This window comes from Glycomyces halotolerans (genome assembly GCF_054779575.1).
Genome location: NZ_BAAGXZ010000009.1, coordinates 114,695 through 139,972 on the forward strand (window position 1 = coordinate 114,695; position 25,278 = coordinate 139,972).

The following is a 25,278-nucleotide window of genomic DNA, read 5'->3' on the forward strand; positions in this document are numbered from 1 at the left end:
CGAGCGGCCTCCTGTCACGATATAGCCGCAGAGCGGCTAGCGGTATCGGCTGTTCGGTCCAGGCGATAATGATGCCAGTTAGGACAAAGGGGTCGTCAGGACGACGTGAGGCTGAGGTCAGAACCTCTGGCCCCGAAAAGAATCGAGCCGAATGGCGCCGCGCCATCTGCCGATTTACGATGTCATGATTCGCAGCCGACGCCGTCGCCGTCTCGGTCGAGGTGCTTGCCGTATCCGGGGTCGCCTCTATAGACCGGCGCGGCGCCTGCGGCACGGGCCGCGTCGCAGTTCTCGTAGTAGACGTCCTGTTCCGGCTCGTGTTCCTCTGTGGGCGAGGGCTCGGATTCGGTAGGCCGATCGTCCCCGCGGTCCTCCTGCGTCGACGCCTCGGGCTCGGGCTCGGGTTCCGGTTCGAGCTCTGGTTCCGGGTCTTCGGCGCCTTCACTCTTGACGGTGGTCGGAGCCTCGGCAGGAGTGGCCTCCTCAGTTGGAGTGGTGTCCTCCGTGGTGTCGGAGATCAGCGAGGGCGATTCCGTGGTTCGTTCGTCAGGTCGGCCGCCGGGGTCGTCGAGTGCTGAACCGATGAGGCCGAGGATGCAGAAGAACAGGAGCGTTCCGAAGACGCTGTAGAGGAAGATCATCCACCAACGAGTGTACCAGGGCCGTTCGGGACTCGGGATCGGTTGCTGTGGGAAGGGGTAGGTGTGGAACTGGCGAGTGGCGTCGTCATCGCTCATTGCACAGGGCTTTCCGCTGGTAGTGGACGAGAGGGGCCATGCCTCAAACGGATCGACGTGGAATTCGTTTGAGAAATATTTGGTGATACGGGGAGGCCGCCGTTGGCGATCGGCGTTGCCGGGCTCTATGGCAAAAAGTCTAGAGCCGATGTTACGGCTCGTTGCCGCTCCATGGGGTCCCCGGGGTGGCCACGGCGGAAACGACTGCGGCTTGTGTGTCCGATCGGCGATCGTTGCTTCCTTGTGCCCTGGTCGGGAATTGGCTTAGTCTGGAGTCTCAACTATCGATGGCGATCAATGTCTTGATCAATGCGCGGCATGGTCGCCGGCTCACGGACAGGACACGATATGGGACCGGCACTCCCACAGACACGCAAGAGCAGACGCAGTCTCATCGCGGCCGTCTCGGCCGCGGCCATCGCCGCGGGCGGGGCCGCGATCACCATGACCGCCGCCTCGGCCCAGACGGCCGGGTGCGAAGTGGACTACCAGGTGACCAACGAATGGCCCGGCGGATTCAACGCCGACGTCGTCATCACCAACCTCGGCGCCCCCGTCGACGGCTGGAACCTCGAATGGGACTTCCGCGACGGCCAACAGGTCCAGAACGCCTGGAACGCGCAGGTCCAGCAGTCCGGCGCCCACGTCAGCGCGGTCGACGCCGGGTACAACGGCGCGATCGCCGGCGGCGCCTCGGTCGGGTTCGGCTTCACCGGGACCTTCGACATGGCGGCCGGCAACACCGAACCGGCCTCCTTCGCCCTCAACGGCACCGCCTGCACCGGCCAGTCGCAGCCGCCCGAACCGACCGAACCGGAGCCGACCGACCCCGGCGACGGCGAGCCGTACGAGTGGAACCCGCCCGCCCACCTCGCCCAGCCGCTCCAAGAGGTCTGGAACCACGTCGAGGACACCTACGACCTCGACTTCCGCAACTTCGGCTGGGACCAGATCATGGCCACCGGCGGCAAGATCAACTACTGCGTCCGCTGGGACTCCCGCCAACCGGTCTCGGCCGCCCTGCGCGACGGCATCGAAGCGAAAGTGCAAGAGCAGTACCAGCTGTGGTTCGACCAGATGGCCGGCTGGAACGACTGGCCGTTCGACGAGATCGACGTCGAAGTGGTCGGCTGGGCCGCCTACGACCGGGACCTGCTCCAGTGGAGCGACGACTCGGTGGACGTCTACATCGGCGACATCCGCGAGGACGCCCCGCAGTGCGTCGAGGACTGCGGCCGCTTCTTCCACCGCGACGGCGCCTACCCGAACTGCCCCGGCGGCTACGACCACCACTACGACCAGTCGCTGTGGCTCACCGAGGGCATGGGCGGCGGCGCCGGCGGCGACTGGGGCCAGCGCATGGGCAGCGAGTACTTCGTGGACTCGCTGAACGCCGACCATGTCACCATCTACCTCCACGAGGTCGGCCACACCTTCGGCCTGGACGACTTCTACGACTGGACGCCGACCGGCCAGTGCTGCTTCATCATGAAGGCCGGCTCCTCGAGCACCATCACCGAATTCGACGAGTGGATGCTCCGCGACTGGTGGCGCCACCTCAAGGGCCGCTACGGCCTGTGAGACCCCGGAGGCCCCGCTCGGCGGGGCCTCCGCCGTCGTCCGCCTCGGCCGTTCCGCTGTCGATAACGTTGCCCTTGTACGAGTGACGACTCCGATCTCGAAGTCGACCGCCTTGACAATGACGTTCAGGAGCGCAACATGAGCGACGCACACGCCGCCGGGCCGTTCATCGCGGCCATCGACCAGGGCACCACCTCCAGCCGCTGCATCATCTTCGACCGCGGCGGCCGGCCGATCGCGGTCGACCAGAAGGAGCACGAGCAGATCTTCCCCGGCCCCGGCCGGGTCGAGCACGACGCCGACGAGATCTGGAACAACGTCCAAGAGGTCGTGGCCGGCGCGATGGTCCGGGCCGGCGTGGTCCGCGACGACATCCTCGCCATCGGCATCACCAACCAGCGCGAGACCACGATGCTGTGGGACAAGCGCACCGGTCGGCCGGTCCACAACGCGATCGTCTGGCAGGACACCCGCACCGACGGACTCTGCCGCGAGCTGGGCGGCGAGGCCGGCCAGGACCGCTTCCGCCCGCAGACCGGCCTGCCGCTGGCCGCCTACTTCGCCGGACCCAAGATCGCCTGGCTGCTCGACAACGTCGACGGGCTCCGCGAACGAGCCGAGGCCGGTGAACTGCTGTTCGGCACCATGGACTCCTGGGTCGTCTGGAACCTCACCGGCGGTGCGCTCGGCGGCGTGCACGTCACCGACGTCACCAACGCCTCGAGGACCCTCATGATGAACCTCGAGGACCTGCGGTGGAACGAGGACATCGCCGCCGAGATCGGCGTACCGGTCCAGGTGCTGCCCGAGATCCGCTCCTCCTCCGAGGTCTACGGCCACGTCAGCGGCGGTGCGCTCGGCGGCATGCTCGGCGGTGTCCCGGTCGCCTCCGCCCTCGGCGACCAGCAGGCCGCCCTGTTCGGACAGACCTGCTTCGACGTCGGCGAGGCCAAGTCAACCTACGGCACCGGCACCTTCATGCTCATGAACACCGGCGAGAAGCTCATCCGGTCCGAGTCGGGCCTGCTGACCACCGTCGGCTACCGCATCGGCGAGGACGACCCCGTCTACGCACTCGAAGGCTCGATCGCGGTCACCGGCTCGCTGGTGCAGTGGATGCGCGACCAGATGGGCCTCATCGGCACCGCCGACGAGATCGAGACGCTCGCCGCCTCCGTCGACGACAACGGCGGCGCCTACTTCGTCCCGGCGTTCTCCGGACTCTTCGCCCCCTACTGGCGCGACGACGCCCGCGGCGTCATCGCCGGCCTGACCCGCTATGTCACCAAGGGCCACATCGCCCGCGCCGTCCTGGAGGCCACCGCCTGGCAGACCCGCGAGATCACCGACGCCATGACCGAGGACTCCGGCGTCGAGCTGTCCGCGCTCAAAGTCGACGGCGGCATGACCTCGAACCAGCTGCTCATGCAGTTCCTCGCCGACGTCCTCGACGCGCCGGTGGTCCGCCCCCTCGTCGCCGAGACCACCTGCCTCGGCGCCGCCTACGCCGCCGGACTCGCCGTCGGCTTCTGGGAGAGCACCGAGGACCTGCGCGCCAACTGGCGAGTCGACGCCGAATGGACGCCCGACATGGACCCCGCCCGCCGCGACCGCGAATACCGCAACTGGCTCAAGGCCGTCGAACGGACCATGGGCTGGCTCGAAGACTGACCGCCCCCCACTGTGCACCGGACGGCGCCGCGCCGCGCTACACCGCCTCCCGCCCGGTGTGGAGACGGAGGTACTCGGCGTACGTCTGCGGGGGCCGATCGGTCAAGTCGGTGATGCCCGAGGAGACGGCCGCGAAACGCCCCTCCCTCACCGTCCGGACCATGCTGGTGAAAGCCGAGACCAGCCAGTCCGGAGCGTTCCCCTCCTGGAGCCGCGCGCGGTAGTCCTCCTCGTCGATGTCCTCGAAACGCACCGAACGGCCGGTGACCGAACTGGCGATCCGGCAGATCTCCTCCCCGGTCAGCGCCTCCGGGCCCGTCAGCTCGACGGTGCCCTCGGTCCGCGCCAGCGCGGCCGTGGCCAGCGTCCGCGCCACGTCGTCGCGCCCGACCAGCGACATCGCGCCCGAACCGATCGGCAGGGCCAGCGCCCCCTGTCGCAAGGCCGGCTCCAGCCAGGTGGTCGTGAAGAAGTCGGCGAAGATCGACGTCCTGGCCAGGCAGTGGTCGATGCCCGAGTCGGCGATCATCGCCTCGGTGTCCCGGTGCACGGGGGAGTAGTAGAACCGCGAATCCTCGCCGACGTCGAGGATGCCGGTGTAGACCAGGTGATCGACCCCGCACTCCGTCGCCGCCTCGACGATGTTCCGGTGGTGGCGCCGCACGGTCTCCTCGGGCCCGTCGCTGGAGACGAACACCAGGGTGCTCAAGTCCGCGAACGCCTCCCGCAGCGTGTCCGGCTGCTCGTAGTCGGCCCGCCGCACCGACAGGTTCGCGGTCGCCTGCGCCGCGTCGGTGCGGCGGACCAGCGCGACGAGCGGGGGGATGTCGGCGGCGGCGAGCAGGTACTGGACGGTTCGCGAGCCGACGCCTCCGGCGGCTCCGGTGATTCCGATCATGGTTGCGGTGTTCCTCGTGTCCTGGACGGCGGGTGGACCCGGCGGCCGGCCGCCGGGCGTTGCGATCCTAAGGCCGCGAGACGACTATCAACGCGCCTTCGGCCATGTCGACAGTCTGCTTGTCGCACCGGCCCGATTCGGCCGCTCCGCGGAATCGACCCCGACGCGTTTCGCTTCGACCGGCACGCGGGTCGTCAGCGCTCGGCCGCGAGCTCACCGAGCCGCACCGGCACGGCCACCGGCCTCCGGGCGACGCCTTCGGCGACTCCCGGTATCCCCGCCAGCGCGGCGATGTTGGCCCCGCACACGCGCCCTTGGCACATGCCGATCCCGGCCCGGGTGGCGTGCTCGAGGGAGGCCGGTCCGCCGATGCCGCGTTCGGTCACGGCCCGGCGCAGCTCCCCGTAAGTGACCTCCTCGCAGCGGCACACCAAGGTGCTCTCGCGCAGCCATCCGTGCCACCCGGACTCGACCGGGTAGGCCTCGGCGAGCGCGGCGGCGAACCGGCGCCAGGACCGGACCCGCTCCATCGCCCGCAGCGGCGGCCTGACCCGCGCCCCCAGCAGTTTCGCCGCCGCCGTCCCGGCGACGGTCCCTTCGGCGGCGGCCAGGTCGGCCCCGCCGATCCCGGTGATCTCGCCCGCGGCGAACACACCGCCAGTGCTGGTGGCCTGCGCGGCGTCGACGGCCACGAAACCGTCCTCGATCTCGCAACGCGCCGCGACGGCCAGTTCGAGCTGCGGCGTGAACCCGAAGCCGACCACGGCCGCGTCGACCTCGAAGCGACGGTCGCTGTGCGGCAGCGGATGCCAGTGCCGGTCGAGCCGCGCGGTCAGCACCGCCTCGACCCGTTCGTCGCCGTGGGCCGCGATGACGGCGCTCCGCGTCGAGATCGGAACGCCGTGCCGTGCCAGCAGCGCGGTATGGCGCGCCAGCTCGCCGGCCTTCCGCCACCCCGCCAGCGCCGCGAGCGGCCGCGGCAGCCAACGGGTGACCGGCTCGTTCGCCTCCAGGATCCCGACCACGTGCGCCCCGGCCTGGATCAGCGAGACCGCCGCCGGCAGCAGGAACGGACCGGTCCCGGCCACCATCACCCGGTCGCCGACCGCGATGCCCTGGCCCCGCGCCAGCGCGTACGCCGCGCCCGCGGTGAACACGCCCGGCAGGTCCCAGCCGGGAAACGGCAGCGTCCGGTCGTACGCGCCGGTCGCCAGCACCAGCGCGCGCGTCTCGACGACCCGGCCGGTGCGCTCGGGGTCGTCGGCCGCTCCGGTGCGGATGTGGACCCGGTGCCCGCCGTCGGTCGGCTCCAGCGCCCACACCGTCGACTCGGCCAGATGCTCCACTTCGTCCGGCAGCTCGAACCGGTCCCCGTCGACGAGGTTGTACTGCCGGTGGTACTGCCCGCCGAGCTTCGGGCCGGCGTCGACGAGGACGACCTCGACGCCCGCGGCCGAGGCCGCCTTCGCGGCGGCCATCCCGGCCGGTCCCGCCCCCACCACGACCATCTGCTTCATGAGGCCTGCTCCACCGGGTCCTGTGATCGGATGTCGTCGCCCTCGGCGACCACTCGCGCGCACGCCCTGACGTCCGGTGTTCCGTTGACGACCACGAGACAGTCGTAACAGACGCCGATGCCGCAGAACAGCCCGCGTGGTCGCCCGTCCCCGCGGGCCGTGCGCCACGAGCGGCGGCCCCGCGACATCAGCAGCGCCGCGATCGTCTGCCCCGCTTCGGCGGCGGTCTCCTCGCCGTCCACTCGCACTCTCATGCTCGCGCCTCCAATCGCACCCGATCCCGGTCGACGCCGAACGGACTCGGATCCACGGCCGGTTCGACCCCGGTGACCAGGTCCGACAGCAGCGCCCCGGTCGCGGCGGCCAGGCCGACCCCGGCGCCCTCGTGCCCGGTCGCGTGCCACAGCCCCGGAATCCGCGAGTCCCCCCCGATCACCGGCAGACCGTCGGGGGTGCTCGCCCGGAAGCCGCCGTAGGTCCGCACGACCGGCGCGGCGGCCAGTACCGGGAACAGACGCACCGCCTTGCGCGCCAGCGCCTTGAGCACCTCGACCTCGAGTCGGTCGTCGAAGCCGACGCGCTGGCGGCTCGTCCCGATCAGGACGGTCCCGGCCGTGGTCGACTCGACGACGGCGGGGGTTTTGAGATCCGTGGCAGTACCTGTTTCGGCGCCGATGTGGCCGGTGTCGTAGACTTTGCGGCTCACCAGCGCCGGGAACGGGCCGGTCTCCAGGACCGTGCCGCGGCTCGGCTCGACGTCGATCGGGGCGCCGACGAGCTCGCTGAAATGCCCGGCCCACGGGCCGCAGGCGTTGACCACGGTGCGGCACGGGATGCCGTCGGTGCCGGTGCGCACGCCGATGACGGCTCCGGCCCGGTCGGTGATGAGGCCCTCGGCGGTGGTGCCGGCGTGGACTTCGCCGCCTCGGGCGCGGACGGCCGCGAGCAGCGCGGTGGCGGCCAGCACCGGCTCGAGGCGCGCCTCCTGCGGGTAGTGGGCGGCCGCGGCGACGTCCTCGGAGAGCCGCCGCTCGAGTTCGCGGGCCTGTCCCGGATCGAGGTCGGTCGCTTCGACGCCCGCCTCGCGGTGTGCGGCCGTCTGGGCCCGCAGCGGTTCGACCGACTCCTGGTCGGTGGCGACGACCAAGCCGCCCTTGGTCTCCCATGCGACGTCGGCGAGTTCGGGGCCGAGCTCGGCGCGGAGCCGGTCGAGCAGTTCGGGCCAGCGCCGCAGTGACATCGCGGCGAGTTCGAGCGCCGGTCCGGGCGCGGCGCTCGACAGGACGACGTTGCCTTCTCCGGCGGCGGTCGTGGCCTCGGCGGGGGCGGCGCGGTCGATCACGACGACCTTGAGTCCGGCGGCGCTGAGCGCTTCGGCGCACGCCGCGCCGATGATCCCGGCGCCGATCACCACCACATCAGCGGACTCGACGGCACTCACCTCCCGCGCGCGTTCGTGTTCCCCACCAGGGTGTCACAGCCGGCCTCCGGTGTGGCGGCTTCGGCGACGCCCGTTCTCACGTCGCCGCTCATCCGCGGGTGGGCGGGACGCCCCGGACCGGACGGTAGCCGTCGGGCTCGCACACGAACACGGCCCGCCCCTGCGTCATCTCCGGGAGCCGCCGCTCGAACCCGTGGACGGCCTCGGTCGCCATGGTGCCGCTGAGGTAGCCGGTGCCGCCGGCCGAGAACTGGCCGGTGACGGCGGCCGCGCAGTCGCGCAGCGCGGCCAGCACGTGGTTGCCCGATTCGCTCGGGAACTCCAGGTTGAAGCGGCTGAACGGCGCGAAGACCGTCGTACCGGCCCGGTCGAGCATGCCGCGCAGCAGGAACTCGGTGACGGCCCGGAAGTCGCCGGCGGTGCTCGCCCGTCCGATGTATCCGGTGGCGGTCAGGTACACCGCGCAGTCGGTCACCGCCCACCCGTGCCGGCCGCGCCGCAGCACCCGGTGGACCGTCTCCTCGACCGCGTTGTGCAGCGCCCGCGTCAGCGAGCCCCGCTCGACCTCCAGCTCGTAGCGCACGCCGCTGCCCGGCGCCGCCGGATCCAGCCGCAGCCCGACGGTGGCGATGTGCGGCGTCGGCGCCCAGCGGCCCATTTCGTGGAGCGCCGCGGCCGTCCGGTCGGGGCGCTCGATGTGGATGGCGCGGGTCTGCTCGAACTCGACGGCGAGGCCGAACTCCTCGTCGAGCAGCGCGGCGACGACTTCTTTCTGCACTTCCCCGTAGAGCCGCACCGCCATGTGGTGCGCGATCTCGTCCAGGTGCGGGTCGACGAGCGGATCGCGCTCGGCCAGGCTCGTGAGCGCTCGGTGGAGTCTGATGCGCTGGGCCGGGTCGACCGGTTTGACGACCGTCTCCAGCGCCGGTGCGGTGAACAGTCCTCCGGTCGGCAGTTCGTCGGTCGAGCCGATCGCGTCGCCGATGCGGACGTCGCTCAGGCCCGCGACCTTCGCGATGCTCCCCGGAGGTGCGGCTCCTCGGGCCGTGGCCGTGCCGCTGTCGAAGACCTCGACCGCCGTCACCTTGCCCTGGTGGACGGTGACGGTCCCTTCGGGGCCGCGCCGGTAGGCGTTCAGGCGCGCCCGGGGCCGGAGCGTGCCGCCGCGCATCCGGATGTAGGCCAGTTTCCGCCCGTCGCCGCCGTGCTCGACCCTGCCGGGCTCGACCTTGAATACGGTCCCGCGCGGCGGGCCGCCCGGGTCCTGCGCCGACGTCGGCAGATATCGCTTGATGCCGTCGGTCAGCGCCGCGACGCCCGCGCCGGTCACGGCCGATCCGAAGTAGACCGGGTGGGTCGCGCCCCGGCGGGTCTGGGCCGCCAGCTCGGCCTCGCAGTCGAGCGTCTCGATCGGCCGGCGGTGCTCCAGATAGGCGGCCAGGAATTCGTCACTGCCCGAGGCCAGCACCTCGGCCGCCCGGTCGAAGTGCTCCGGGTCCTTGAACGCGTAGGGCTCGACCTCGGCTCCGGCGGTGCCGATGCCGTGCACGGCGCCCATCGGCAGGAGCTGCGGCGTGAGCTTCTCGGCGAGGTCCCGCAGCAGCTCGTCCTGTCGCGCCCCCATCCGGTCGATCTTGTTGACGAACAGGATCGTCGGCACGCCGAGCCGCCGCAGCGTGCGCATCAGGACCCTGGTCTGCGCCTGGACGCCTTCGACGGCCGAGACGACCAGCACCGCGCCGTCCAGGACGTGCAGCGCCCGCTCCACTTCGGCGATGAAATCGGTGTGCCCGGGCGTGTCGATCAGGTTGACCGCGACGTCGTCGACGGCGAAGGCGACCACCGCCGACTGGATGGTGATCCCTCGGCGGCGCTCCAGGTCCATCGAGTCGGTCTGGGTGCTGCCCTTGTCGACGCTGCCGGCGTGGTCGACGACGCCCGCGTTGAACAGCAGGCGTTCGGTGAGACTGGTCTTACCCGCGTCTACATGCGCGAGTATCCCCAGGTTGAGAAAGTTCATGTGCGTGTGAAGTCCTCGAGTGGAAGATCGGTCGGCCTGTCGCGGAGTGCTCGACGGTTCGGCGCATGGTGATCTCCCGACCTCCTCAGGTGGACTTCAGTGCCGCGAACGTTAATCGGCGGCCCCTCGGCGGCGCAAGCGATTTACCGGCCCCGTCCGACTACAGTCGAGACCATGGGCTCAGGCGACGGAGCGACCGCGATCGGCGGGGCGCTCTCCTCCGAGGAAGTGTCGGCGGCCAATGAGTTGACGCGCCGGTGGTTCGCCTCGCGTGCCGACCCTCCCGCCGCGGCGTCCGGGCTCGGCGTCTGGCCGCTGCTGTCGACGCTCGCCACAGGGGCCGCCGGCGAGACCCGAGGCGAACTGCTCGAGGCGGCCGGAGTCGACCCCGACCGCGCCGCCGCGATCGCGCCGGCGCTGCTGGAGGCCGCCGGATCGGCTCCGGCTCTCGGGCTCGCGCTCGGCGTCTGGGCCGGCCCCGAGATCACCCTGCGGCCCGACTGGGTCGACCGGCTCCCCGCCGCGGCGGTCGGCTCGCTCACCGGCGACGCCGCGGTGGACGGGCCCGCGCTCGACCGGTGGGCCTCGCGCGGAACCGACGGCATGATCGAGCGGATGCCGCTCGACGTGACCGACCGGATCGACCTGGTCCTGGCGACCGCGCTCATGGTGCGCACCACGTGGATCACCGAGTTCACCGACGTCCCGATGCACTTCCGTTCGGGGCCGTGGGCCCGCCTGGGTCGCTGCCGGGCCCTGACGGGTCTCATCCGCGACGACGTGCTGCGGGTCGGCGACGAGGCCTCGGTCCTGACCGTGCCCGGCCGCGACGACGTCGACGTGCTGCTGGGACTCGGCCGCGAGGACCTGGCCCCGCGCGAGGTCATGTCGTCCTTGATCGACGCGGCCGACGATATCGGCTGGGGGCGCTCGGCGACGGACATGGCGGTGGGGGAGCGGGGCCCGGGCGTCCGGGTCCACGAGGTGCGCGAGTCCGAGCCGCAGCGCGGCCCCGAAGTCGAGGTCCAGGCGGTCCGGTTCTCCGTCTCGGCCGAGACGGACCTGCTCGAGGACGCCGCCGCCCTCGGTCTGGAGCGGGCCTCCGACCGGCGCCGCGCCGAATTCGATCGCCTCGCCGTCGAGCCGGTCTTCGTCTCTCAAGCGAAGCAGCGATGCGTCGCGACGTTCAGCGCCACCGGATTCGAGGCCGCCGCGGTGACCGCGACGGCGATGCGCCTGGCCGGGGCGTTCAGCATGAACCACCGGCACGTCCGCGCCACGGTCGCCTTCGACCGGCCGTTCGCCTACGTCGCCCGCCACCGGCCCTCGGGCCTGATCCTCGTCGGAGGCTGGGTCGCCGAACCAGAGCTAGAGCCGAGCTAGAGCTCTGACTCCGGAGCGGCCTGCCACTGCCACTCGGTGAACCGCAGATGCCCGGGCAGGTCGCCCCTGCCGGTCGCCCACAGCAGGGTCGCCCAAGGAGGCGTGTCGGTCGGGGCGTCCGGGAACAGCCGCACGAGGACGCGCTCGCACAGCTCGCTCGGCGGGTCCACCTCCACGCCGAGTCCCTGGGCCATGTCCCAGGCGTGCACGGTCGTTTCGACCACGGCCATCGCGGCGAAGCCCTCAGGGTCGGCCACGCCCCACGTGTGGTAGGCGCGAACGCTCGCGGGCCTGGCCCGCACCGTCGCCGCGACCAGGCCGCCCATGGCGTCGAGGACCTCGAGGGCCGCCGCCGGGCCGCCGTCGGGTTCGGCCTCGATCGGCAGCAGCGAGCCGTCCGTCCCGGGCCGCTGCCAACGGATCGGCACACCGCGGTCGGTGTGCGGCGTGCGCGGCGCGAGCCTCAGCGCATAGGAGAAGAGGCTGTTGTTGAGGTGCTCGAGCGTGTCGCGGCAGTGCCACTCCAGCGGACCGGCTCTGCGTTCCCAGTGCTCGGCCGGCGCCTTCTCGAGGGCTTCGAGCGCGAGTCGTACGGACCGTTCGACGTCGTCGGCGGTGACGGGGCTTCTGTCCATGAGCGGACCGTACCCCGAAGAGGTGGATTCGGCAGTCGATTCAGCGTTCGCCTTCGGGAGCGGCGTACCAGCGCCAGTTTTTCAGGCGGTCCAGTCCCGGCAGCGCCGTCCTTCCGGTCGCCCACAGCAGGGTCGGCCACGGCTCGTGGCCGTCCGGGGCGTCGGGGAACAGCCGCACCAGGACCCGTTCGCACAGGTCCGCCGGGGGGTTCCACTCCAGATCGAGGCCTTCGGCCAGGTCGTAGGTGTGCACCAGGACCTCGACGACGCCCATCGCCGCGAAGCCCTCGGGGTCGGACACGCCCAGGTCGTGATAGGCCCGCAGCCGCGGATCGGCGGTGCGCACCATGGCGCTGAGCAGCGCGCCGCTGGCCTCCAGGACCATCAGCAGGCCCTCGGGTCCGGACTCGCGCTCGGCGAACACGGAGCTCTCCGGCCCGCCGCTGCGGCGCGCCTCGCAGACGAACGGCACCACCCCGTTGATCGGCGGATGCCTCGGTCCCATCTGGACCGCATAGGCGAACAGGTCGTCGGCCATGTGCTCGACGGTCTCCCAGCAGTTCCATTTCAAGGTGCCGGCCCGGTAGTCCCAGGAGTCGATGTGCGCTCGGCGCAGCACGTACACGGCCAGGTCGACGGCGAGGTCGACGTCCGCCGCGGTGACAGGAGAAGGGCTCACGAACGGAGCCTACCAGCGGGTCGGCCCCCGACAGGCATGCCGGAACTCGACGGCGGGTACGACGAAGGCTCGGTTACGGTGATCGCATCCCCGGACGCGGCCGGCGGCCGCCACCAGATCGAGACGAAGGTTGCATCGATGGACACCCCGAAGCCGATCGGTTACTGGCTCAAGCATCTCGACAATCTGATGGAACAGCAGTTCGAGGTGGCGCTCGAGGACCTCGGGCTCGGACGCCGCCACTGGCAGGTGCTGAACCTCCTCTTCGGCGGGGCGCGGACCCCCGACGACCTGGAGGAGACGCTCGAGCCGTTCTGGAGCGGCGGCGGGCCCACCCTCGAGAGCGTCCTCGACGGCCCCCAAGGGCTGATCACCCGCGGCTGGGCCAAACGCGGCCCGATCCTGGTGAGCCTGACCGGCGACGGCTTCGAGGCCTACCGCGACATCGCGGTGCGGGTCGAGTCCACCCGCGAGACCATCCTGACCGGTCTGAGCGCCGAGCAGTACGCCGAGACGATCCGGGTGCTGTCGGTCATGTCCGCCAACATCGAACGGTCGCTCCGCAAGCCCCGCTGACCAGGCCCCGCTCACCAGGCTCCCTGGCAGAGCCCGCTCAGGAGGCCCGCTGGCATCAGTCGGTGTCGCGGACTCCCAGCAGCTTGCGCGCCTCGACCGTGCGCATCGCGGGACGCTGCGCCAGCTCGGCGGCCTCGGCCGCCCGGCGCACCAGCTGCTCGTTGCCGGTCACCGGCCGCCGCCGCGCGAACGACACCGTGTCCTCCATGCCCACCCGCAGGTGACCGCCGTGCGCCAGCGACGCCAGCATGACCGGCAGCGTCGTCCTGCCGACGCCGGTGGCCGAGAACGTCGTCCCCTCCGGCAGATGGCGCCGGACCCCTTCGGCGAAGGCCGTCACCGTCGCCGCGTCGCCGGCCGCGCCCCCCGGTACGCCGAGCACGAAGTCCACGTGCACATGCCCGCCGAACGGCACCCCGTGCCGGTCCAGCAGCCGCTCCAGGCTCGCCAGGTGCCCCAGGTCGAACAGCTCGTATTCAGGAACTATGGCCCGGTCCTGCATCCGCGTGTGCAGCTCGACGATGAACTCCCAGCGGTTCATGAACACGCCCTCGCCGAAGTTCACCGTGCCCATCGTGCAGGAGGCCATGTCCGGCTCGGCGTCGAGCACGGCCAGCCGGTCCGCTTCCGGGTCGGTCACCGCGCCGCCGGTCGACAGCTGCACGACCAGGTCGGTCGAGTCGCGCAGCGCCGCGACGGTCTCCAGCAGCCGTCCCCGGTCGAGCGTCGGCTCGGCCTCGGCGTCGCGGATGTGCACGTGGATCACCGCCGCGCCGGCCCGCTCGCAGGCGATCGCCGTGTCGACCAGCTCGTCGAGGGTCACCGGCAGCGCCGGAGCCTCGGCCTTGTCGACCTCGGCGCCGGTCGGCGCGACGGTGATGAGCGTCCTGTCCACCGCTCACACCTCTGAGGGCTGCTCGTACTTGGCGGCGGCCTCGCGCGAGCGCGCCGCGGCCTCGTTCCCCTCGTCCCGGGCCCTCGCCGGCGAACTCATCGTCCGCCACCACTCCTGCCCGGCCTTCGGGAGCGTGTCGATCGGGTCGTAGTACGGGTAGCGCCGCGTCAGCGCGTCGGCGTCCTCGGCCTCGATCGAGGTGCGGTAGTTCTTGGTCCAGTACGAGATGCCCAGCTCCCGGTCGTACTCGGACAGCTGGTGGACCCAGCGCTTGCCGACCATCGGGACGTCGCAGATGATCCGCGGCGTCGCGTAGCCGGGCAGGTAGCCCATGATGGCGTGCTGGAGGTCCTGCGCCCGCGCCACCGAGGTGCGCCAGTGCTCGGAGCCGGGGATCATGTCGCACATGTAGAAGTAGTACGGCAGGATGTTCGCCTCGCCCTGCATCGCGAAGCACAGGTCCAGCAGGGCCTCGGGGGTGTCGTTGACCCCGCGCATGAGCACGCCCTGGTTCCGCACGTCCCGCACCCCCGCGTCGAGCATCGCCGCGGCGGCTTTCGCCACGGTCGGCGTCACCGAGTTGACGTGGTTGATGTGCGTGTGGATCGCCAGGTTCACGCCGTGCTCGGCGGCGCGCTTGGCCACTCGCCCCATGCCGTCGACGATCTCCTCCTGGAGCCAGTGCTGCGGCAGGCCCATGAGCGCCTTGGTGGCGAGCCGGATGTCGCGGACGGTCTCGATCTCCAGCAGCGCGTCGAGGAAGCGCTCGAGCTGCTTCCACGGCATGTTCGCCACATCGCCGCCGGAGACGACGACGTCGCGCACGCCGGGGTGCTCGCGCAGGTAGTCGAGGATCGCGGTCTGCCGGTCGACCGGCTTGAGGCCCAGGCGGCGCTTGTCGACCGTCGGGGTCGAGTTGCCGACCAGGTCCATGCGGGTGCAGTGCCCGCAGTACTGCGGGCAGGTCGACAGCAGCTCGGCGAGGACCTTGGTGGGGTAGCGGTGGGTCAGGCCCTCCACGGCCCACATGTCGTGCTCGTGCAGCGAGTCGCGGGCGGCGAAGGGGTGCGAGGGCCAGTCGGTGCGCCGGTCGGAGAAGACCGGGAGCATGTAGCGCCGGACCGGGTCGGCGTAGAACGCGTCGGTCCACGACCCCGGTGCGGACTCGTCGACGTCGGGGACCATCGTGTTGAGCATCTGCGGTGGCAGCAGCATCGACATCGTGGCCGCCTCGCCCATGTCGCGCTCGAGGTCGGCGTAGAACTCCTCGTGGAGTCGGTCGCCCATGACCTGGCGCAACTGCTTGAGGTTCTTGACGCAGTGCGCGCGCTGCCACTGCGCCGAGCCCCATTCGTCGGCGGCGACGTCCCGCCAGCCTGGGAAGCGCGTCCAGTCCGGCTCGGCGAGGGTGCGGCGGCGGTACTGGTAGGGCTGCTCGATCACGGTGGACGTTTTCTCACCGAACGGTCGATCGGTCACGTGTGCTCCTCCATGCCCGGGATGTTGGCCCGGCGCGTCTCCACGACGACGGATGGCCGTCTTGTGACGAGGATAACCTTCAGTTACAGTTGTTCGCTAGGTCTCGCATATTGAGATCCTATAAATTCCTCACAAACCGAAGGGCGGCAACGATGTCGATAGGCTCACCGGTCGGATCGCACCGAGTCGTCAGCCCGGCCGGAGTGCTGCCACAAGCGGCCGACCGACTGGACGACGACCCCCGCACGGCCGACAGCGAAGTCCGCGTCCGCGTCGAGCGACTCAATCTCGACGCCGCCTCCTACCGGCAACTCCACACCGCCCACGCCGGCGACGGCGACGCCATCCGCGGGGCCGTCCTCGGCATCATCGAGCGCAGCGGCAAGATGCACAACCCCGCCACCGGCTCCGGCGGCATGCTCATCGGCACCGTCGAGGAAGTCGGCTCCCGCTCACCCCTCGGCCTCGAAGTCGGCCAGAAGATCGCCACACTCGTCTCCCTCACCCTCACCCCGCTGCGCATCGACGACGGCCTCGAACACTGGGACGGCCTGTCCGAACAGGTGCCCACCAGCGGCCACGCCGTCCTCTTCGCCCGCTCCATCGCCGCCGTCCTCCCCGACGACCTGCCCGAACCGCTCGCCCTGTCCGTCTTCGACGTCTGCGGCGCGCCCGCCCTCGTCCGCCGCGTCGTCGCCCGCCGCGCCGCCCCCGTCCACGCGGCGGCCTCGGTCGCCGTCCTCGGCGCCGGCGGCAAATCCGGCTCGCTGGCGCTGGCCGCGGCCCGCGACGCCCACGCCGTCACCGTCCTCGGCGTCGTCCGCGACGACGCCGAAGCCGCCCGCCTCAAGTCCGCCGGCCTGGCCGACCGCATCGCCGTCGCCGACGCCACCGACCCGATCGCCCTGGCCGAGACCGTCACCGCCGCCCTCGGCGGGCGCGGCGCCGACGTCACCGTCGTCTGCGTCGACGTCCCCGGCGCCGAACACGGCGCCATCCTCTCGACCGCCTCCGGCGGCGCCGTCGTGTTCTTCTCCATGGCCACCTCCTTCACCGCCGCAGCGCTCGGCGCCGAAGGACTCGCCGCCGACGTCGAGATGCTCATCGGCAACGGCTACGTCCCAGGCCACGCCGACTACGCCCTCCAGCTCGTGCGCGCCAACCCCGGCCTGCGCGAACTGTTCGCCCAGCGGACGGAGGCGGCCGCATGAGCACCGGACCGACCCTGCCGCTCGACGCCGACCTCGTCGCCCGCGCCCGCCGCCTCGCCGAACGCGCCGGACGCCCCGTGGTCGACCTGGCCCGCAGCCACACCACCGTCTCGGTCGAACGCGCCACTCTGCGCCTGGCCGGACTCACCGGCGCCGACCCCGAAGGCATCCCGTGGGTCAACCGCCTCGCCGACGCCGTCGCCGACCAGGTCGGCATCGAACACGGCATCGCCCTGCCGGTCTTCCACGCCCTCGCCGAAGGCGAACACCCCGACCTGGAGCGCCTGGCCCACGCCGCCGCCGCCGGAGCCGCGGCATTCGAACTGCCCACCGGACCGGCCGCCGAATCGGCCCGAGCCCTCGCCCGAGCCGCGGTCGGCACCGGCCTCGACCGGATCGACGCGCAGCGCCGCCACCGCGGCGAGATGGTCGCCCAGATCGGCGACCCGCCCCAGCGGCCCTGGATCTACCTCATCGTCGCCACCGGCGACATCTACGAGGACATCCCGCAGGCCCAGGCCGCCGCGAAAGCCGGCGCCGACATCATCGCCGTCATCCGCTCCACCGGACAGTCCCTGCTCGACTACGTCCCCGAAGGCGCCACCCGCGAAGGCTTCGCCGGAACCTACGCCACCGGAGAGAACTTCCGGCTCATGCGCGAGGCCCTCGACCAGACCTCCCGCGAAGTCGGCCGCTACGTGCGGCTGTGCAACTACGCCTCCGGACTGTGCATGCCCGAGATCGCCGCGCTGGCCGGCATGAACCGGCTCGACATGATGCTCAACGACTGCATGTACGGCATCCTCTTCCGCGACATCAACCCGATCCGCACCTTCGTCGACCAGCGATTCAGCCGCCAGGTCCACGCCAGGGCCGGCATCATCATCAACACCGGCGAGGACAACTACCTCACCACCGCCGACGCGGTCGAAGCCGCCCACACCGTCACCGTCTCCCAACTACTCAACGAGTACTTCGCGCACGAGGCGGGCCTGCCCGACGAGCTGCTCGGCCTCGGGCACGCCTTCGAGATCGCCCCCGACCTGCCCGAGTCGTTCCGGCTCGAACTGGCGCACGCGCTGCTGGCCCGCCGGCTGTTCCCCGACGCGCCGCTCAAATGGATGCCGCCGACCAAGCACATGACCGGCGACGTCTTCCGCGGCAACCTGCTCGACGGCTTCTTCAACCTCGCCGGGGTCATGACCGGGCAGTCGATCCTCCTGGTCGGCATGATGACCGAAGCGGTCGTCACCCCCTGGCTGTCCGACCGCGACATCGCGCTGCAGAACGTCCGCTACGTCCTGAACGCCTGCTCCGGCCTCGCCGAGGACTTCCGACCGCCCTCCGACGGCTTCATCGCCCACCGCGCGAACCAGGTCCTCGGCGAAGCGGTCGGCCTGCTGGAGCGGATCGTCGACGACGGCCTGCTGAACGCCATCGGCGACGGCACGTTCGGGATCATGAAGCGCCCCGCCGACGGCGGCCGAGGCCTCGAAGGGGTCGCCGAACGCGCCGACGACTACTTCAACCCCGCCGGCGAGGCCCTCGAGTCCGAACAGGAGGTGCAGCGGTGACCCGGATCGTCCGCCCCTACGGCGACACCACCGGCGACGGCATGGTGCAGCTGTCCTTCACGCTGCCGGTGCCGCACGACAAACGCGCCGAAGGCGCCGCGGCGCAACTGGCCGCCAAGATGGGCCTCGACAACGCGATGATCGTCCACGCCAAAGCCATGGGCGAGAACCACACCTTCTTCGTCGTCTACGGCGCCGCCCGCCACCTGGTGAATCTCGACGAGATCGAGGTCGTCGAGCGCGACTACCCGCTGCTGAGCCCCAAAGAGGTCAACGACCTCGTCAAAGAGCGCCTCGGCCGCAAACTCTGCGTCGTCGGCGCGTGCATCGGCACCGACGCCCACACCGTCGGCATCGACGCCATCCTCAACATCAAAGGCGTGGCGGGGGAGAAGGGCCTGGAGTACTACCGCGAACTGCGCGTGGTCAACCTCGGCGCGCAAGTGGCCGTCCCGGACCTGGTCAACCGCGCCGTCGACGAAGCGGCCGACGCGGTCCTGGTCAGCCAGGTGGTGACCCAGCGGGACGCCCACCTGCACAACACCCGCGAAATGGCCGCCGCCTTCCGGGAGGCCCTGCCGCCCGAGAAGCGCCCGCTCCTGGTCGTCGGCGGACCCCGCTTCGACGAGCGCGCCGCCGCCGAACTGGGCGTCGACCGCGTCTTCTCGCGCGGCACCACACCCGGCGACGTCGCCTCCTACCTGGTCCACCGCCTGCTCGCCGACCTGAAGGAACCGATCGCATGAGTGATCACAACGGACTCACCGTCACGCACCGCCGCTACATCCCCTACAGCCACGCCCACTACGGCGGCGACCTGGTCGACGGGGCCTACGCGCTGGCCATGTTCGGCGACGTGGCCACCGAGATCTGCATCCGCTCCGACGGCGACGAGGGCCTGTTCGCGTCCTACTCGGACGTCCAGTTCCAGGCCGCGATCCGCGCCGGCGACGTGGTCGAGGCGACCGGGACGGTCACCCGCACCGGCAACCGCAGCCGCACCGTCGCGTTCACACTGACCGTGGTCTGCCGCGCCGACCCGGCCACGAGAGCATCGGCCGCGACCGTGCTCGACGAGCCGATCGTCGCGACCACCGCGATCGGCACCGTCGTGGTGCCATGAGCCGCATCGTCGTCTGCGTCGACGTCGGCTCGACCTACACCAAGGCCGCCGCCGTCGACTCCCGAACCGGCCGGCTCCTGGGCACCGCCGCCCATCCGACCACACTCGACACCGACGTCATGCGCGGCCTGGACACCGCCGTCCGAGCGGCCTCGCCGCGCGACGCCGAAGTGACCGAGACACTGGTGTGCTCCTCCGCCGGAGGCGGCCTGCGCCTGGGCGTCATCGGCAACGAACCGCTGGTGACCGCCCGAGCGGCCTATCGCGCCGGGCTCTCCGCCGGAGCCCGCGTGGTGGAGGTCTGCGCCGGCGACATCGGCGACGACGACCTCGACCGTCTCGCCCAGGCCCGACCGGACGTCCTGCTGCTGGCCGGAGGCACCGACGGCGGCGACCAGACCGCGCTGCGAGCCCACGCCGAAGCGCTGGCGGCGTCGAACGTGCGAGCGCCCGTCGTCTTCGCCGGGAACGCCGCCGCGGCAGCGGACGTCAGCGCGCTGCTGACCGACGCCGGCTTCGCCGTCACCTGCGTCGACAACGTCCTGCCCCGCATCGGCACCCTCAATCCGATCCCGGCGCGCACCGCCCTGCGGGAGGTGTTCCTGCACCACGTGATCGCCGGGAAGCACCTCTCGACCCGAGCCGACTTCACCGACATGGTCAAGGCCGCCACCCCCGACGCGGTCCTCACCGGCGTCGAACTGCTCGCCGACCTCACCGGCCACGACCTGCTCGCCGTGGACGTCGGCGGCGCCACCACCGACGTCTACACGGTCCTGACACCCGACGCCGAACTGTCCGGACCCCGCGCCGAAGTCGCCGGAACGGCATGGCGCTCACGGACCGTCGAAGGCGACCTCGGAGTGCGGCACACCGCCACCGGCATCGTCGAAGCCGCCGAGGCCGACGACCTGCGACCGAGCGTCGGCCTGAGCGACGACGCCCGATACCGCGCCGAACACCCCGACTACCGCCCCGACACCGAGGCCGAACAGACCGCCGACGCGGAGCTGAGCGCGCTCGCCGCCCGCATCGCCGTCGGACGCCACGCCAGAGGCGAACGCATCGGCGGCCCCACCGAACCGCTGCGCGGCGGCAAGGACCTCGCGGCGGTCGAGCTCGTGATCGGCTCCGGCGGAATCCTGCGCCGCGACCCCGAAGCGGCCGCCGTCTGGCTGCGCGAAGCGGTCTGCGGCCACACCGCCGGCGGCTTCCGGCCCCCAAGCTCGGCCCGCGTCCTCATCGACGCCCACTACGCGCTGGCCCCGGCCGGGCTCCTCGCCGCCCACGGCCGCGGCGACATCGCGGCCGAACTGCTGCGCGACACGGTGATCAAGTGGCACCGCCGCACGTCACCGTGACGAGGCGGCAGCGCTCCACGACGCCTTGATCGAACGGCAAGTCAACGCCGAAACGCCGCCCACGCCGCCGCGAACCGCTCAGTGAGACCCCGGCGCCGGACCGGCTCGGCACCGTCATGCCGCGCTCGCCGCACCCGCGCCGCCCGGGCCCGGTAGGCGACGGCGACCCGCTCCAATGCCTGGCGCCCTCACCCTGCCGGATCACGCCCCAGGCCGCGAGCACGCCGACCCCGGTGAGCCCGCCGATCACCGGCCAGTCCGGAGCGGACCCCATCGACCAGAGCGAGGCGATGAGACGACCTGCCGCGTACCCCGCTTCCTGGCCCCCCGAACAGGAGACAACCTCAGTAAGCTGCCGAGGAGAGCACCGAAGGAGACCCCGTGACCGATCAGGACACCCTCGCCTACTACACCCGCCCCGGCCGACTCGCCTCCGCCGGAGCGCACCACGACGCCCTCCGCGCGCTCCCCTCCGACGTCCCCGCGCTGTTCGAGGCCGTCCAAGGCCTGGTGATCCACGAATACCTCCCCGCCCTCTACGGCCTCGACCGCGAACCCGGATACACCGAGACCGCGCACCTGCGAACCGTCGAGCACATCGCCGACCGGCTCCTGGCCGACGGCCGCCCCCTGACCGAACGCCGCGCACCGGGGGACCGGTTCGGCGGCTGCTGCCGCCACTTCACCGTCACCACCGTGGCCGCCCTCCGCGCCCACGGCGTCCCCGCCCGCGCCCGCTGCGGCTTCGCCACCTACTTCGAACCGGACTGGTACGAAGACCACTGGGTCGTCGAACGCTGGGACGCCGACCGATCCGAATGGATCCTCGGCGACCCGCAGATCGACCCTGTCCAGCAGTCCGGACTCCCGGTCGCGATCGACCCGCTCGACCTCACCCGGGACCAGTTCGTCGTCGGCGGCGAGGCGTGGCGGCGCTACCGCGACGGCCGACTCGATCCCGAGCGGTGCGGCTTCGCAGCCCACCGGGAGTTCAACGGCCCGTTCTGGATCGTCAACGACCACATCAGGGACGTCGCCGCGCTCGCCGGCATGGAGATGCTGCCGTGGGACTTCTGGGGCCCCATGGTCCAGCCCGGCGGGACGGTGGACGACGACCTGGTCGAACTGCTCGACCAGGTCGCCTCCCTCACCGCCGACCCCGACACGGCCGCCGACGTCCGCGCCGTCTACGAGTCCGAGCCGCGCCTCCAGGTACCCGAGCGGGTCCACAACTGGTTCCTCGACCGGCATGAACCGCTCGTGACCTCCTGAGTCCGGCGGCGTCCGCGCTGCGATACGGTTCCCCCGTACCTCATCATCGAATGGAGTGACCAGCCTTGGACGTGGAGCGCACCGAGCTGCCCGGGATCGGAGTCCGGTTCGAGTTCGAGACCAAACGGGGAGTGCACCTGGGCATCGTCGCCCACCGTGAAGGCCGGCGCGACTTCATCCTCTACGACCCTGACGACCCCGACAGCGCCCTGGAGTGCGTCGTCCTCGACGCCGACGAATCGGCGTCGGTCGGCGAGCTCCTCGGCGGCGCCCGCATCGTCGAGAAGCTCAACAAGCTGCACCACGAGATCGAGAACCTCGTCTCCCGGCAGCTGCTCATCGACGCCACCAGCCCCTACGCGGGCAGGCCCCTCGGCGACACCCGCGCCCGCACCCGCACCGGCGCCTCCATCGTCGCCGTCGTCCGCGACTCCGGCGTCCACACCGGACCGGCGCCCTCCGAGGTCCTGCGCGTGGGCGACCGGCTCGTCACCATCGGGACCGAGGAGGCCGTAGAGAAGGTCGAACGCATCCTGCGCGGACGCGAGTGACGCATGGACCACCTGGTCGAAGTCCTCTTGCAGCTGGGCCTGCTCATCGGCGTCCTCGGCATACTCGGCGCCGTGGCCGGCCGGTTCGGGATCTCGGCGATCCCCCTCTACCTCCTGGCCGGGCTCGCCTTCGGCGAAGGCGGACTCCACGACCTGGAGGCGATCGAGAGCTTCCTCGACATCGGCGCCGAAGTCGGCATCGTCCTGCTGCTGTTCGCCCTCGGACTGGAATACACCCCCCGCGAACTGCTGGGCACCATGCGGACCTCCTGGCTCGGCGCCGTCGTCGACCTGGTCCTCAACGCCACCCCCGGCGTGGTCTGCGCGCTCCTGCTCGACTGGGGCCCCCTTGCCGCGGTCGTCTTCGGCGGCGTCACCTACATCTCCTCCTCCGGCATCATCGCCCGCGTCCTGTCCGACCTGGGCTGGCTCGGCAACCGCGAGACGCCGACCGTGCTCTCGCTGCTGGTCGCCGAAGACCTCGTCATGGCCCTCTACCTGCCGGTGGTCACCACCGTCCTGGCCGGCCTGGCGTTCGCCCAAGCCGCCTGGGGCCTGGCGCTGGCGCTGCTGGCGGTCGGCGGGGCCTTCTTCGTCGCCTCGCGCGGCGGCACGCTGCTGTCGAAGTTCCTCGACTCGCCCAGCGACGAGATCCTCATGCTCAAGGTCCTCGGCATGATCCTGGTCGTCGCCGGCCTGGCCGAGCAGGTCCACGTCTCGGCCGCGGTCGGCGCCTTCTTCGTCGGCATCGCGCTCTCGGGCGAGGTGTCCCACACCGCCGAGCGCACGCTTGCGCCGTTGAAGAACCTGTTCGCGGCGATCTTCTTCGTCAACTTCGGGCTCCAGACCAACCCGCAGGACCTGCCGCCGGTGCTGCCGGTCGCGATCGCGCTGGCGCTGGTCGGCGTCCTGACCAAGCTCGGCACCGGCTGGTGGGCGGCGCGCAGCGCCGGCTCGTCGTTCACCGGCCGGCTGCGCGCCGGGCTGGTGCTGCTGCCGCGCGGCGAGTTCTCGATCGTCATCGCCGGGCTCGGCGTCGCGGCCGGACTCGACCCGCAGCTGGGGTCCACGACCGCGGCCTACGTGCTCGTCCTCGCGGCCATCGGACCGCTCGCCCCGCGCTTGGCCGACCCGATCTCGGCCAAGCGACGCCGAAGACTCCGCGCCCGCAGGGAGAAGCAGACCGCAGCGGCCAGCCCCGCGGCATGAGGCGCCGCTCGCCGACTTGATAGAAATCAACGATGGCTGAAACCGCAAACCCGCCCCGTCCCGCCGACGAGGTCGTCGAGATCGCGCGCGACCTCATCCGGATCGACACCACCAACACCGGCGACCACGCCACCTCGAAAGGGGAGCGAGCGGCCGCCGAGTACGTGGCCGAGAAGCTCGCCGAAGTCGGGCTCGAACCGACGATCTACGAGTCGGCACCGGGCCGAGCCTCGGTCGCGGCCCGCTACCCGGGGGCGGATTCGAATCGCGGTGCGCTGCTGCTCCACGGCCATCTGGACGTGGTCCCGGCCGAGGCCGACGAGTGGAGCGTCGATCCCTTCGCCGGCGAGATCTTCGACGACTTCCTGTGGGGCAGGGGAGCGGTCGACATGAAGGACTTCGACGCGATCCTCTTGGCCGTGGTGCGCACCTGGCGGCGCGCGGGCAAAGTGCCGCCGCGCGATCTGGTGCTGCTGTTCACCGCCGACGAGGAGGCCGGGTCCGACTACGGCGCCCGGTTCATGGTCGAGCAGCACCGCGAGGTCTTCGACGGGGTGACCGAGGCGGTCGGCGAAGTCGGCGGATTCTCCATGACCCTCGGCAACGACCTGCGCGTCTACGTGGTGCAGACCGCCGAGAAGGGCCTGGACTGGCTGCGGCTGCGCGCCTCGGGCCGGCCCGGGCACGGTTCGATGATGCACGACGACAACGCCGTCACGCGCCTGGCGCAGGCGGTGGCGAACATCGGCCAGTACGACTTCCCGATCGAGATGACCCCGACCGTGCGGCAGTTCCTGGAGTCGGTCTCGGAGCTGACCGGCATCGAGTTCGACCCCGAGAAACCCGAGGAGACCGTCGCCAAGCTCGGCCCGGTCGCCCGCCTGGTCGGCGCGACGCTGCGCAACACCGCCAATCCGACCCGCTTGAACGCCGGCTACAAGACCAACGTGATCCCCTCCGGGGCCGAAGCGGTCCTCGACTGCCGGTCGCTGCCCGGCCGCAACGACGAGCTGGAGGAGAAACTGCGCGAGCTTGCCGGCGAGGGCATCGAGTTCGACTACGAGATCCGCCAGCCCGGCATCGAGACCTCCTTCGACGGCCCCCTGGTCGACGCGATGGCCGACGCCATCCGCCGCTCCGACCCGGGCGCGGTCACCGTCCCGTACATGCTCTCGGGCGGGACCGACGCCAAGGCGTTCGCCTCGATCGGCATCCGCTGCTTCGGGTTCGCCCCGCTCAAACTCCCGGCCGACCTCGACTTCACGGCCCTGTTCCACGGCATCGACGAGCGCGTGCCGATCGAGGGCCTCCAGTTCGGCGTCACCGCCATGCACCGCTTCCTGTCCAACGTCTGAGGCGCAGGACGGCACCGGCGCCAGCCGGTGCCGTCCGCGACCCGCGCCCCTCGCCGCCGCGGCGAATGGCGCGTTTTCAAGCGCGCGATGCGCCCTGCCGCGACACTGGT

At 71.3% G+C, this 25,278-nt stretch carries 23 protein-coding genes; 13 read left to right on the forward strand and 10 right to left on the reverse strand.

Features of this window, described 5'->3' with window-relative positions; genetic code table 11:
- Positions 1–182 precede the first annotated feature (182 nt).
- Positions 183–737 (reverse strand): excalibur calcium-binding domain-containing protein, encoded by a 555-nt coding sequence (locus ACYVL2_RS10175; protein WP_460542822.1) that lies wholly within the window; start codon positions 735–737, stop codon positions 183–185.
- Between the two features lie 348 nt (positions 738–1,085).
- On the opposite strand from ACYVL2_RS10175, the gene ACYVL2_RS10180 reads away from it, so the two are divergent.
- Complete coding sequence (locus tag ACYVL2_RS10180; protein ID WP_460542824.1) at positions 1,086–2,318, forward strand: cellulose-binding domain-containing protein; 1,233 nt, start codon at positions 1,086–1,088, stop codon at positions 2,316–2,318.
- 138 nt (positions 2,319–2,456) lie between these two features.
- On the forward strand, positions 2,457–3,989 hold the full coding sequence (gene glpK / locus ACYVL2_RS10185) for an FGGY family carbohydrate kinase (protein ID WP_460542826.1): 1,533 nt from the start codon (positions 2,457–2,459) through the stop codon (positions 3,987–3,989).
- 37 nt (positions 3,990–4,026) lie between these two features.
- On the opposite strand, the gene ACYVL2_RS10190 is transcribed toward glpK, so the two are convergent.
- The 5 genes from ACYVL2_RS10190 to ACYVL2_RS10210 form a co-directional block, all read right to left on the reverse strand.
- Positions 4,027–4,887 (reverse strand): Rossmann-fold NAD(P)-binding domain-containing protein, encoded by an 861-nt coding sequence (locus ACYVL2_RS10190; RefSeq protein ID WP_460542828.1) that lies wholly within the window; start codon positions 4,885–4,887, stop codon positions 4,027–4,029.
- A 194-nt stretch (positions 4,888–5,081) separates the two neighbouring features.
- Positions 5,082–6,404 (reverse strand): FAD-dependent oxidoreductase, encoded by a 1,323-nt coding sequence (locus tag ACYVL2_RS10195; protein WP_460542830.1) that lies wholly within the window; start codon positions 6,402–6,404, stop codon positions 5,082–5,084.
- The gene (locus ACYVL2_RS10200) at positions 6,401–6,658 is read right to left on the reverse strand and encodes a (2Fe-2S)-binding protein (protein ID WP_460542832.1); all 258 of its coding nucleotides are present in this window, start codon (positions 6,656–6,658) and stop codon (positions 6,401–6,403) included. Before ACYVL2_RS10200 ends, ACYVL2_RS10195 begins: the two co-directional genes overlap by 4 nt.
- Positions 6,655–7,845 carry an NAD(P)/FAD-dependent oxidoreductase gene (locus ACYVL2_RS10205; RefSeq protein ID WP_460542834.1) on the reverse strand — a complete coding sequence of 397 codons (1,191 nt, stop codon included), beginning with the start codon at positions 7,843–7,845 and terminating at the stop codon, positions 6,655–6,657. Before ACYVL2_RS10205 ends, ACYVL2_RS10200 begins: the two co-directional genes overlap by 4 nt.
- Before the next feature lie 88 nt (positions 7,846–7,933).
- Positions 7,934–9,865 (reverse strand): GTP-binding protein, encoded by a 1,932-nt coding sequence (locus ACYVL2_RS10210; protein ID WP_460542836.1) that lies wholly within the window; start codon positions 9,863–9,865, stop codon positions 7,934–7,936.
- 174 nt (positions 9,866–10,039) lie between these two features.
- On the opposite strand from ACYVL2_RS10210, the gene ACYVL2_RS10215 reads away from it, so the two are divergent.
- Positions 10,040–11,248, forward strand: a complete 1,209-nt coding sequence (locus ACYVL2_RS10215; RefSeq protein ID WP_460542838.1) for a serpin family protein — start codon at positions 10,040–10,042, stop codon at positions 11,246–11,248.
- Here the strand turns inward: ACYVL2_RS10215 and ACYVL2_RS10220 are convergent.
- Positions 11,245–11,883: a DinB family protein gene (locus tag ACYVL2_RS10220; protein WP_460542840.1), complete on the reverse strand. Its 639-nt coding sequence runs from the start codon at positions 11,881–11,883 to the stop codon at positions 11,245–11,247. The two genes, ACYVL2_RS10215 and ACYVL2_RS10220, sit on opposite strands and share 4 nt — an antisense overlap.
- A 40-nt stretch (positions 11,884–11,923) precedes the next feature.
- Positions 11,924–12,562, reverse strand: a complete 639-nt coding sequence (locus ACYVL2_RS10225) for a hypothetical protein (RefSeq protein ID WP_460542842.1) — start codon at positions 12,560–12,562, stop codon at positions 11,924–11,926.
- A gap of 78 nt (positions 12,563–12,640) precedes the next feature.
- Between ACYVL2_RS10225 and ACYVL2_RS10230 the strand changes: the two genes are divergently transcribed.
- Positions 12,641–13,138 (forward strand): MarR family winged helix-turn-helix transcriptional regulator, encoded by a 498-nt coding sequence (locus ACYVL2_RS10230; protein ID WP_460542844.1) that lies wholly within the window; start codon positions 12,641–12,643, stop codon positions 13,136–13,138.
- 55 nt (positions 13,139–13,193) lie between these two features.
- Here the strand turns inward: ACYVL2_RS10230 and ACYVL2_RS10235 are convergent, their stop codons facing one another.
- On the reverse strand, positions 13,194–14,033 hold the full coding sequence (locus tag ACYVL2_RS10235) for a beta-keto acid cleavage family enzyme (protein ID WP_460542846.1): 840 nt from the start codon (positions 14,031–14,033) through the stop codon (positions 13,194–13,196).
- A gap of 3 nt (positions 14,034–14,036) precedes the next feature.
- On the reverse strand, positions 14,037–15,512 hold the full coding sequence (locus tag ACYVL2_RS10240; RefSeq protein ID WP_460542848.1) for a KamA family radical SAM protein: 1,476 nt from the start codon (positions 15,510–15,512) through the stop codon (positions 14,037–14,039).
- Positions 15,513–15,664: 152 nt separating this feature from the next.
- Between ACYVL2_RS10240 and kdd the strand changes: the two genes are divergently transcribed.
- The 9 genes from kdd to ACYVL2_RS10285 all read left to right on the forward strand — a co-directional run bounded on the left by kdd (position 15,665) and on the right by ACYVL2_RS10285 (position 25,168).
- Positions 15,665–16,723: an L-erythro-3,5-diaminohexanoate dehydrogenase gene (kdd, locus tag ACYVL2_RS10245; RefSeq protein ID WP_460542850.1), complete on the forward strand. Its 1,059-nt coding sequence runs from the start codon at positions 15,665–15,667 to the stop codon at positions 16,721–16,723.
- Complete coding sequence (gene kamD, locus ACYVL2_RS10250; RefSeq protein WP_460542852.1) at positions 16,720–18,297, forward strand: lysine 5,6-aminomutase subunit alpha; 1,578 nt, start codon at positions 16,720–16,722, stop codon at positions 18,295–18,297. Before kdd ends, kamD begins: the two co-directional genes overlap by 4 nt.
- Complete coding sequence (gene kamE / locus ACYVL2_RS10255) at positions 18,294–19,043, forward strand: lysine 5,6-aminomutase subunit beta (RefSeq protein ID WP_460542854.1); 750 nt, start codon at positions 18,294–18,296, stop codon at positions 19,041–19,043. The genes kamD and kamE overlap by 4 nt, the downstream gene beginning before the upstream one ends.
- Positions 19,040–19,420 carry a 3-aminobutyryl-CoA ammonia lyase gene (gene kal, locus ACYVL2_RS10260; RefSeq protein ID WP_460542856.1) on the forward strand — a complete coding sequence of 127 codons (381 nt, stop codon included), beginning with the start codon at positions 19,040–19,042 and terminating at the stop codon, positions 19,418–19,420. Before kamE ends, kal begins: the two co-directional genes overlap by 4 nt.
- Entirely contained in the window at positions 19,417–20,781 is a 1,365-nt protein-coding gene (locus ACYVL2_RS10265; RefSeq protein ID WP_460542858.1) for a glutamate mutase L, read from the forward strand. The genes kal and ACYVL2_RS10265 overlap by 4 nt, the downstream gene beginning before the upstream one ends.
- Before the next feature lie 381 nt (positions 20,782–21,162).
- Positions 21,163–22,053 (forward strand): transglutaminase-like domain-containing protein, encoded by an 891-nt coding sequence (locus ACYVL2_RS10270; RefSeq protein WP_460542860.1) that lies wholly within the window; start codon positions 21,163–21,165, stop codon positions 22,051–22,053.
- A 71-nt stretch (positions 22,054–22,124) separates the two neighbouring features.
- Entirely contained in the window at positions 22,125–22,604 is a 480-nt protein-coding gene (locus ACYVL2_RS10275; RefSeq protein ID WP_460542910.1) for a cation:proton antiporter regulatory subunit, read from the forward strand.
- A gap of 3 nt (positions 22,605–22,607) precedes the next feature.
- Positions 22,608–23,813 carry a cation:proton antiporter gene (locus ACYVL2_RS10280; RefSeq protein ID WP_460542862.1) on the forward strand — a complete coding sequence of 402 codons (1,206 nt, stop codon included), beginning with the start codon at positions 22,608–22,610 and terminating at the stop codon, positions 23,811–23,813.
- A 32-nt stretch (positions 23,814–23,845) separates the two neighbouring features.
- Positions 23,846–25,168, forward strand: coding sequence for a M20/M25/M40 family metallo-hydrolase (locus tag ACYVL2_RS10285; protein WP_460542864.1), 1,323 nt, complete (start codon positions 23,846–23,848; stop codon positions 25,166–25,168).
- Positions 25,169–25,278: the final 110 nt, after the last annotated feature.

Excerpts from the sequence above, each read along its gene's own strand:
- ACYVL2_RS10285 (WP_460542864.1), top strand. The coding sequence starts at position 23,846 with ATGGCTGAAACCGCAAACCCGCCCCGTCCCGCCGACGAGGTCGTCGAG.
- ACYVL2_RS10190 (WP_460542828.1), bottom strand. The coding sequence starts at position 4,887 with ATGATCGGAATCACCGGAGCCGCCGGAGGCGTCGGCTCGCGAACCGTC.
- kal (WP_460542856.1), top strand. The coding sequence starts at position 19,040 with ATGAGTGATCACAACGGACTCACCGTCACGCACCGCCGCTACATCCCC.
- ACYVL2_RS10175 (WP_460542822.1), bottom strand. The coding sequence starts at position 737 with ATGAGCGATGACGACGCCACTCGCCAGTTCCACACCTACCCCTTCCCA.
- ACYVL2_RS10215 (WP_460542838.1), top strand. The coding sequence starts at position 10,040 with ATGGGCTCAGGCGACGGAGCGACCGCGATCGGCGGGGCGCTCTCCTCC.
- glpK (WP_460542826.1), top strand. The coding sequence starts at position 2,457 with ATGAGCGACGCACACGCCGCCGGGCCGTTCATCGCGGCCATCGACCAG.
- ACYVL2_RS10265 (WP_460542858.1), top strand. The coding sequence starts at position 19,417 with ATGAGCCGCATCGTCGTCTGCGTCGACGTCGGCTCGACCTACACCAAG.
- ACYVL2_RS10200 (WP_460542832.1), bottom strand. The coding sequence starts at position 6,658 with ATGAGAGTGCGAGTGGACGGCGAGGAGACCGCCGCCGAAGCGGGGCAG.
- kamD (WP_460542852.1), top strand. The coding sequence starts at position 16,720 with ATGAGCACCGGACCGACCCTGCCGCTCGACGCCGACCTCGTCGCCCGC.
- ACYVL2_RS10180 (WP_460542824.1), top strand. The coding sequence starts at position 1,086 with ATGGGACCGGCACTCCCACAGACACGCAAGAGCAGACGCAGTCTCATC.
- ACYVL2_RS10210 (WP_460542836.1), bottom strand. The coding sequence starts at position 9,865 with ATGAACTTTCTCAACCTGGGGATACTCGCGCATGTAGACGCGGGTAAG.
- ACYVL2_RS10195 (WP_460542830.1), bottom strand. The coding sequence starts at position 6,404 with ATGAAGCAGATGGTCGTGGTGGGGGCGGGACCGGCCGGGATGGCCGCC.
- ACYVL2_RS10280 (WP_460542862.1), top strand. The coding sequence starts at position 22,608 with ATGGACCACCTGGTCGAAGTCCTCTTGCAGCTGGGCCTGCTCATCGGC.
- ACYVL2_RS10220 (WP_460542840.1), bottom strand. The coding sequence starts at position 11,883 with ATGGACAGAAGCCCCGTCACCGCCGACGACGTCGAACGGTCCGTACGA.
- kdd (WP_460542850.1), top strand. The coding sequence starts at position 15,665 with ATGTCGATAGGCTCACCGGTCGGATCGCACCGAGTCGTCAGCCCGGCC.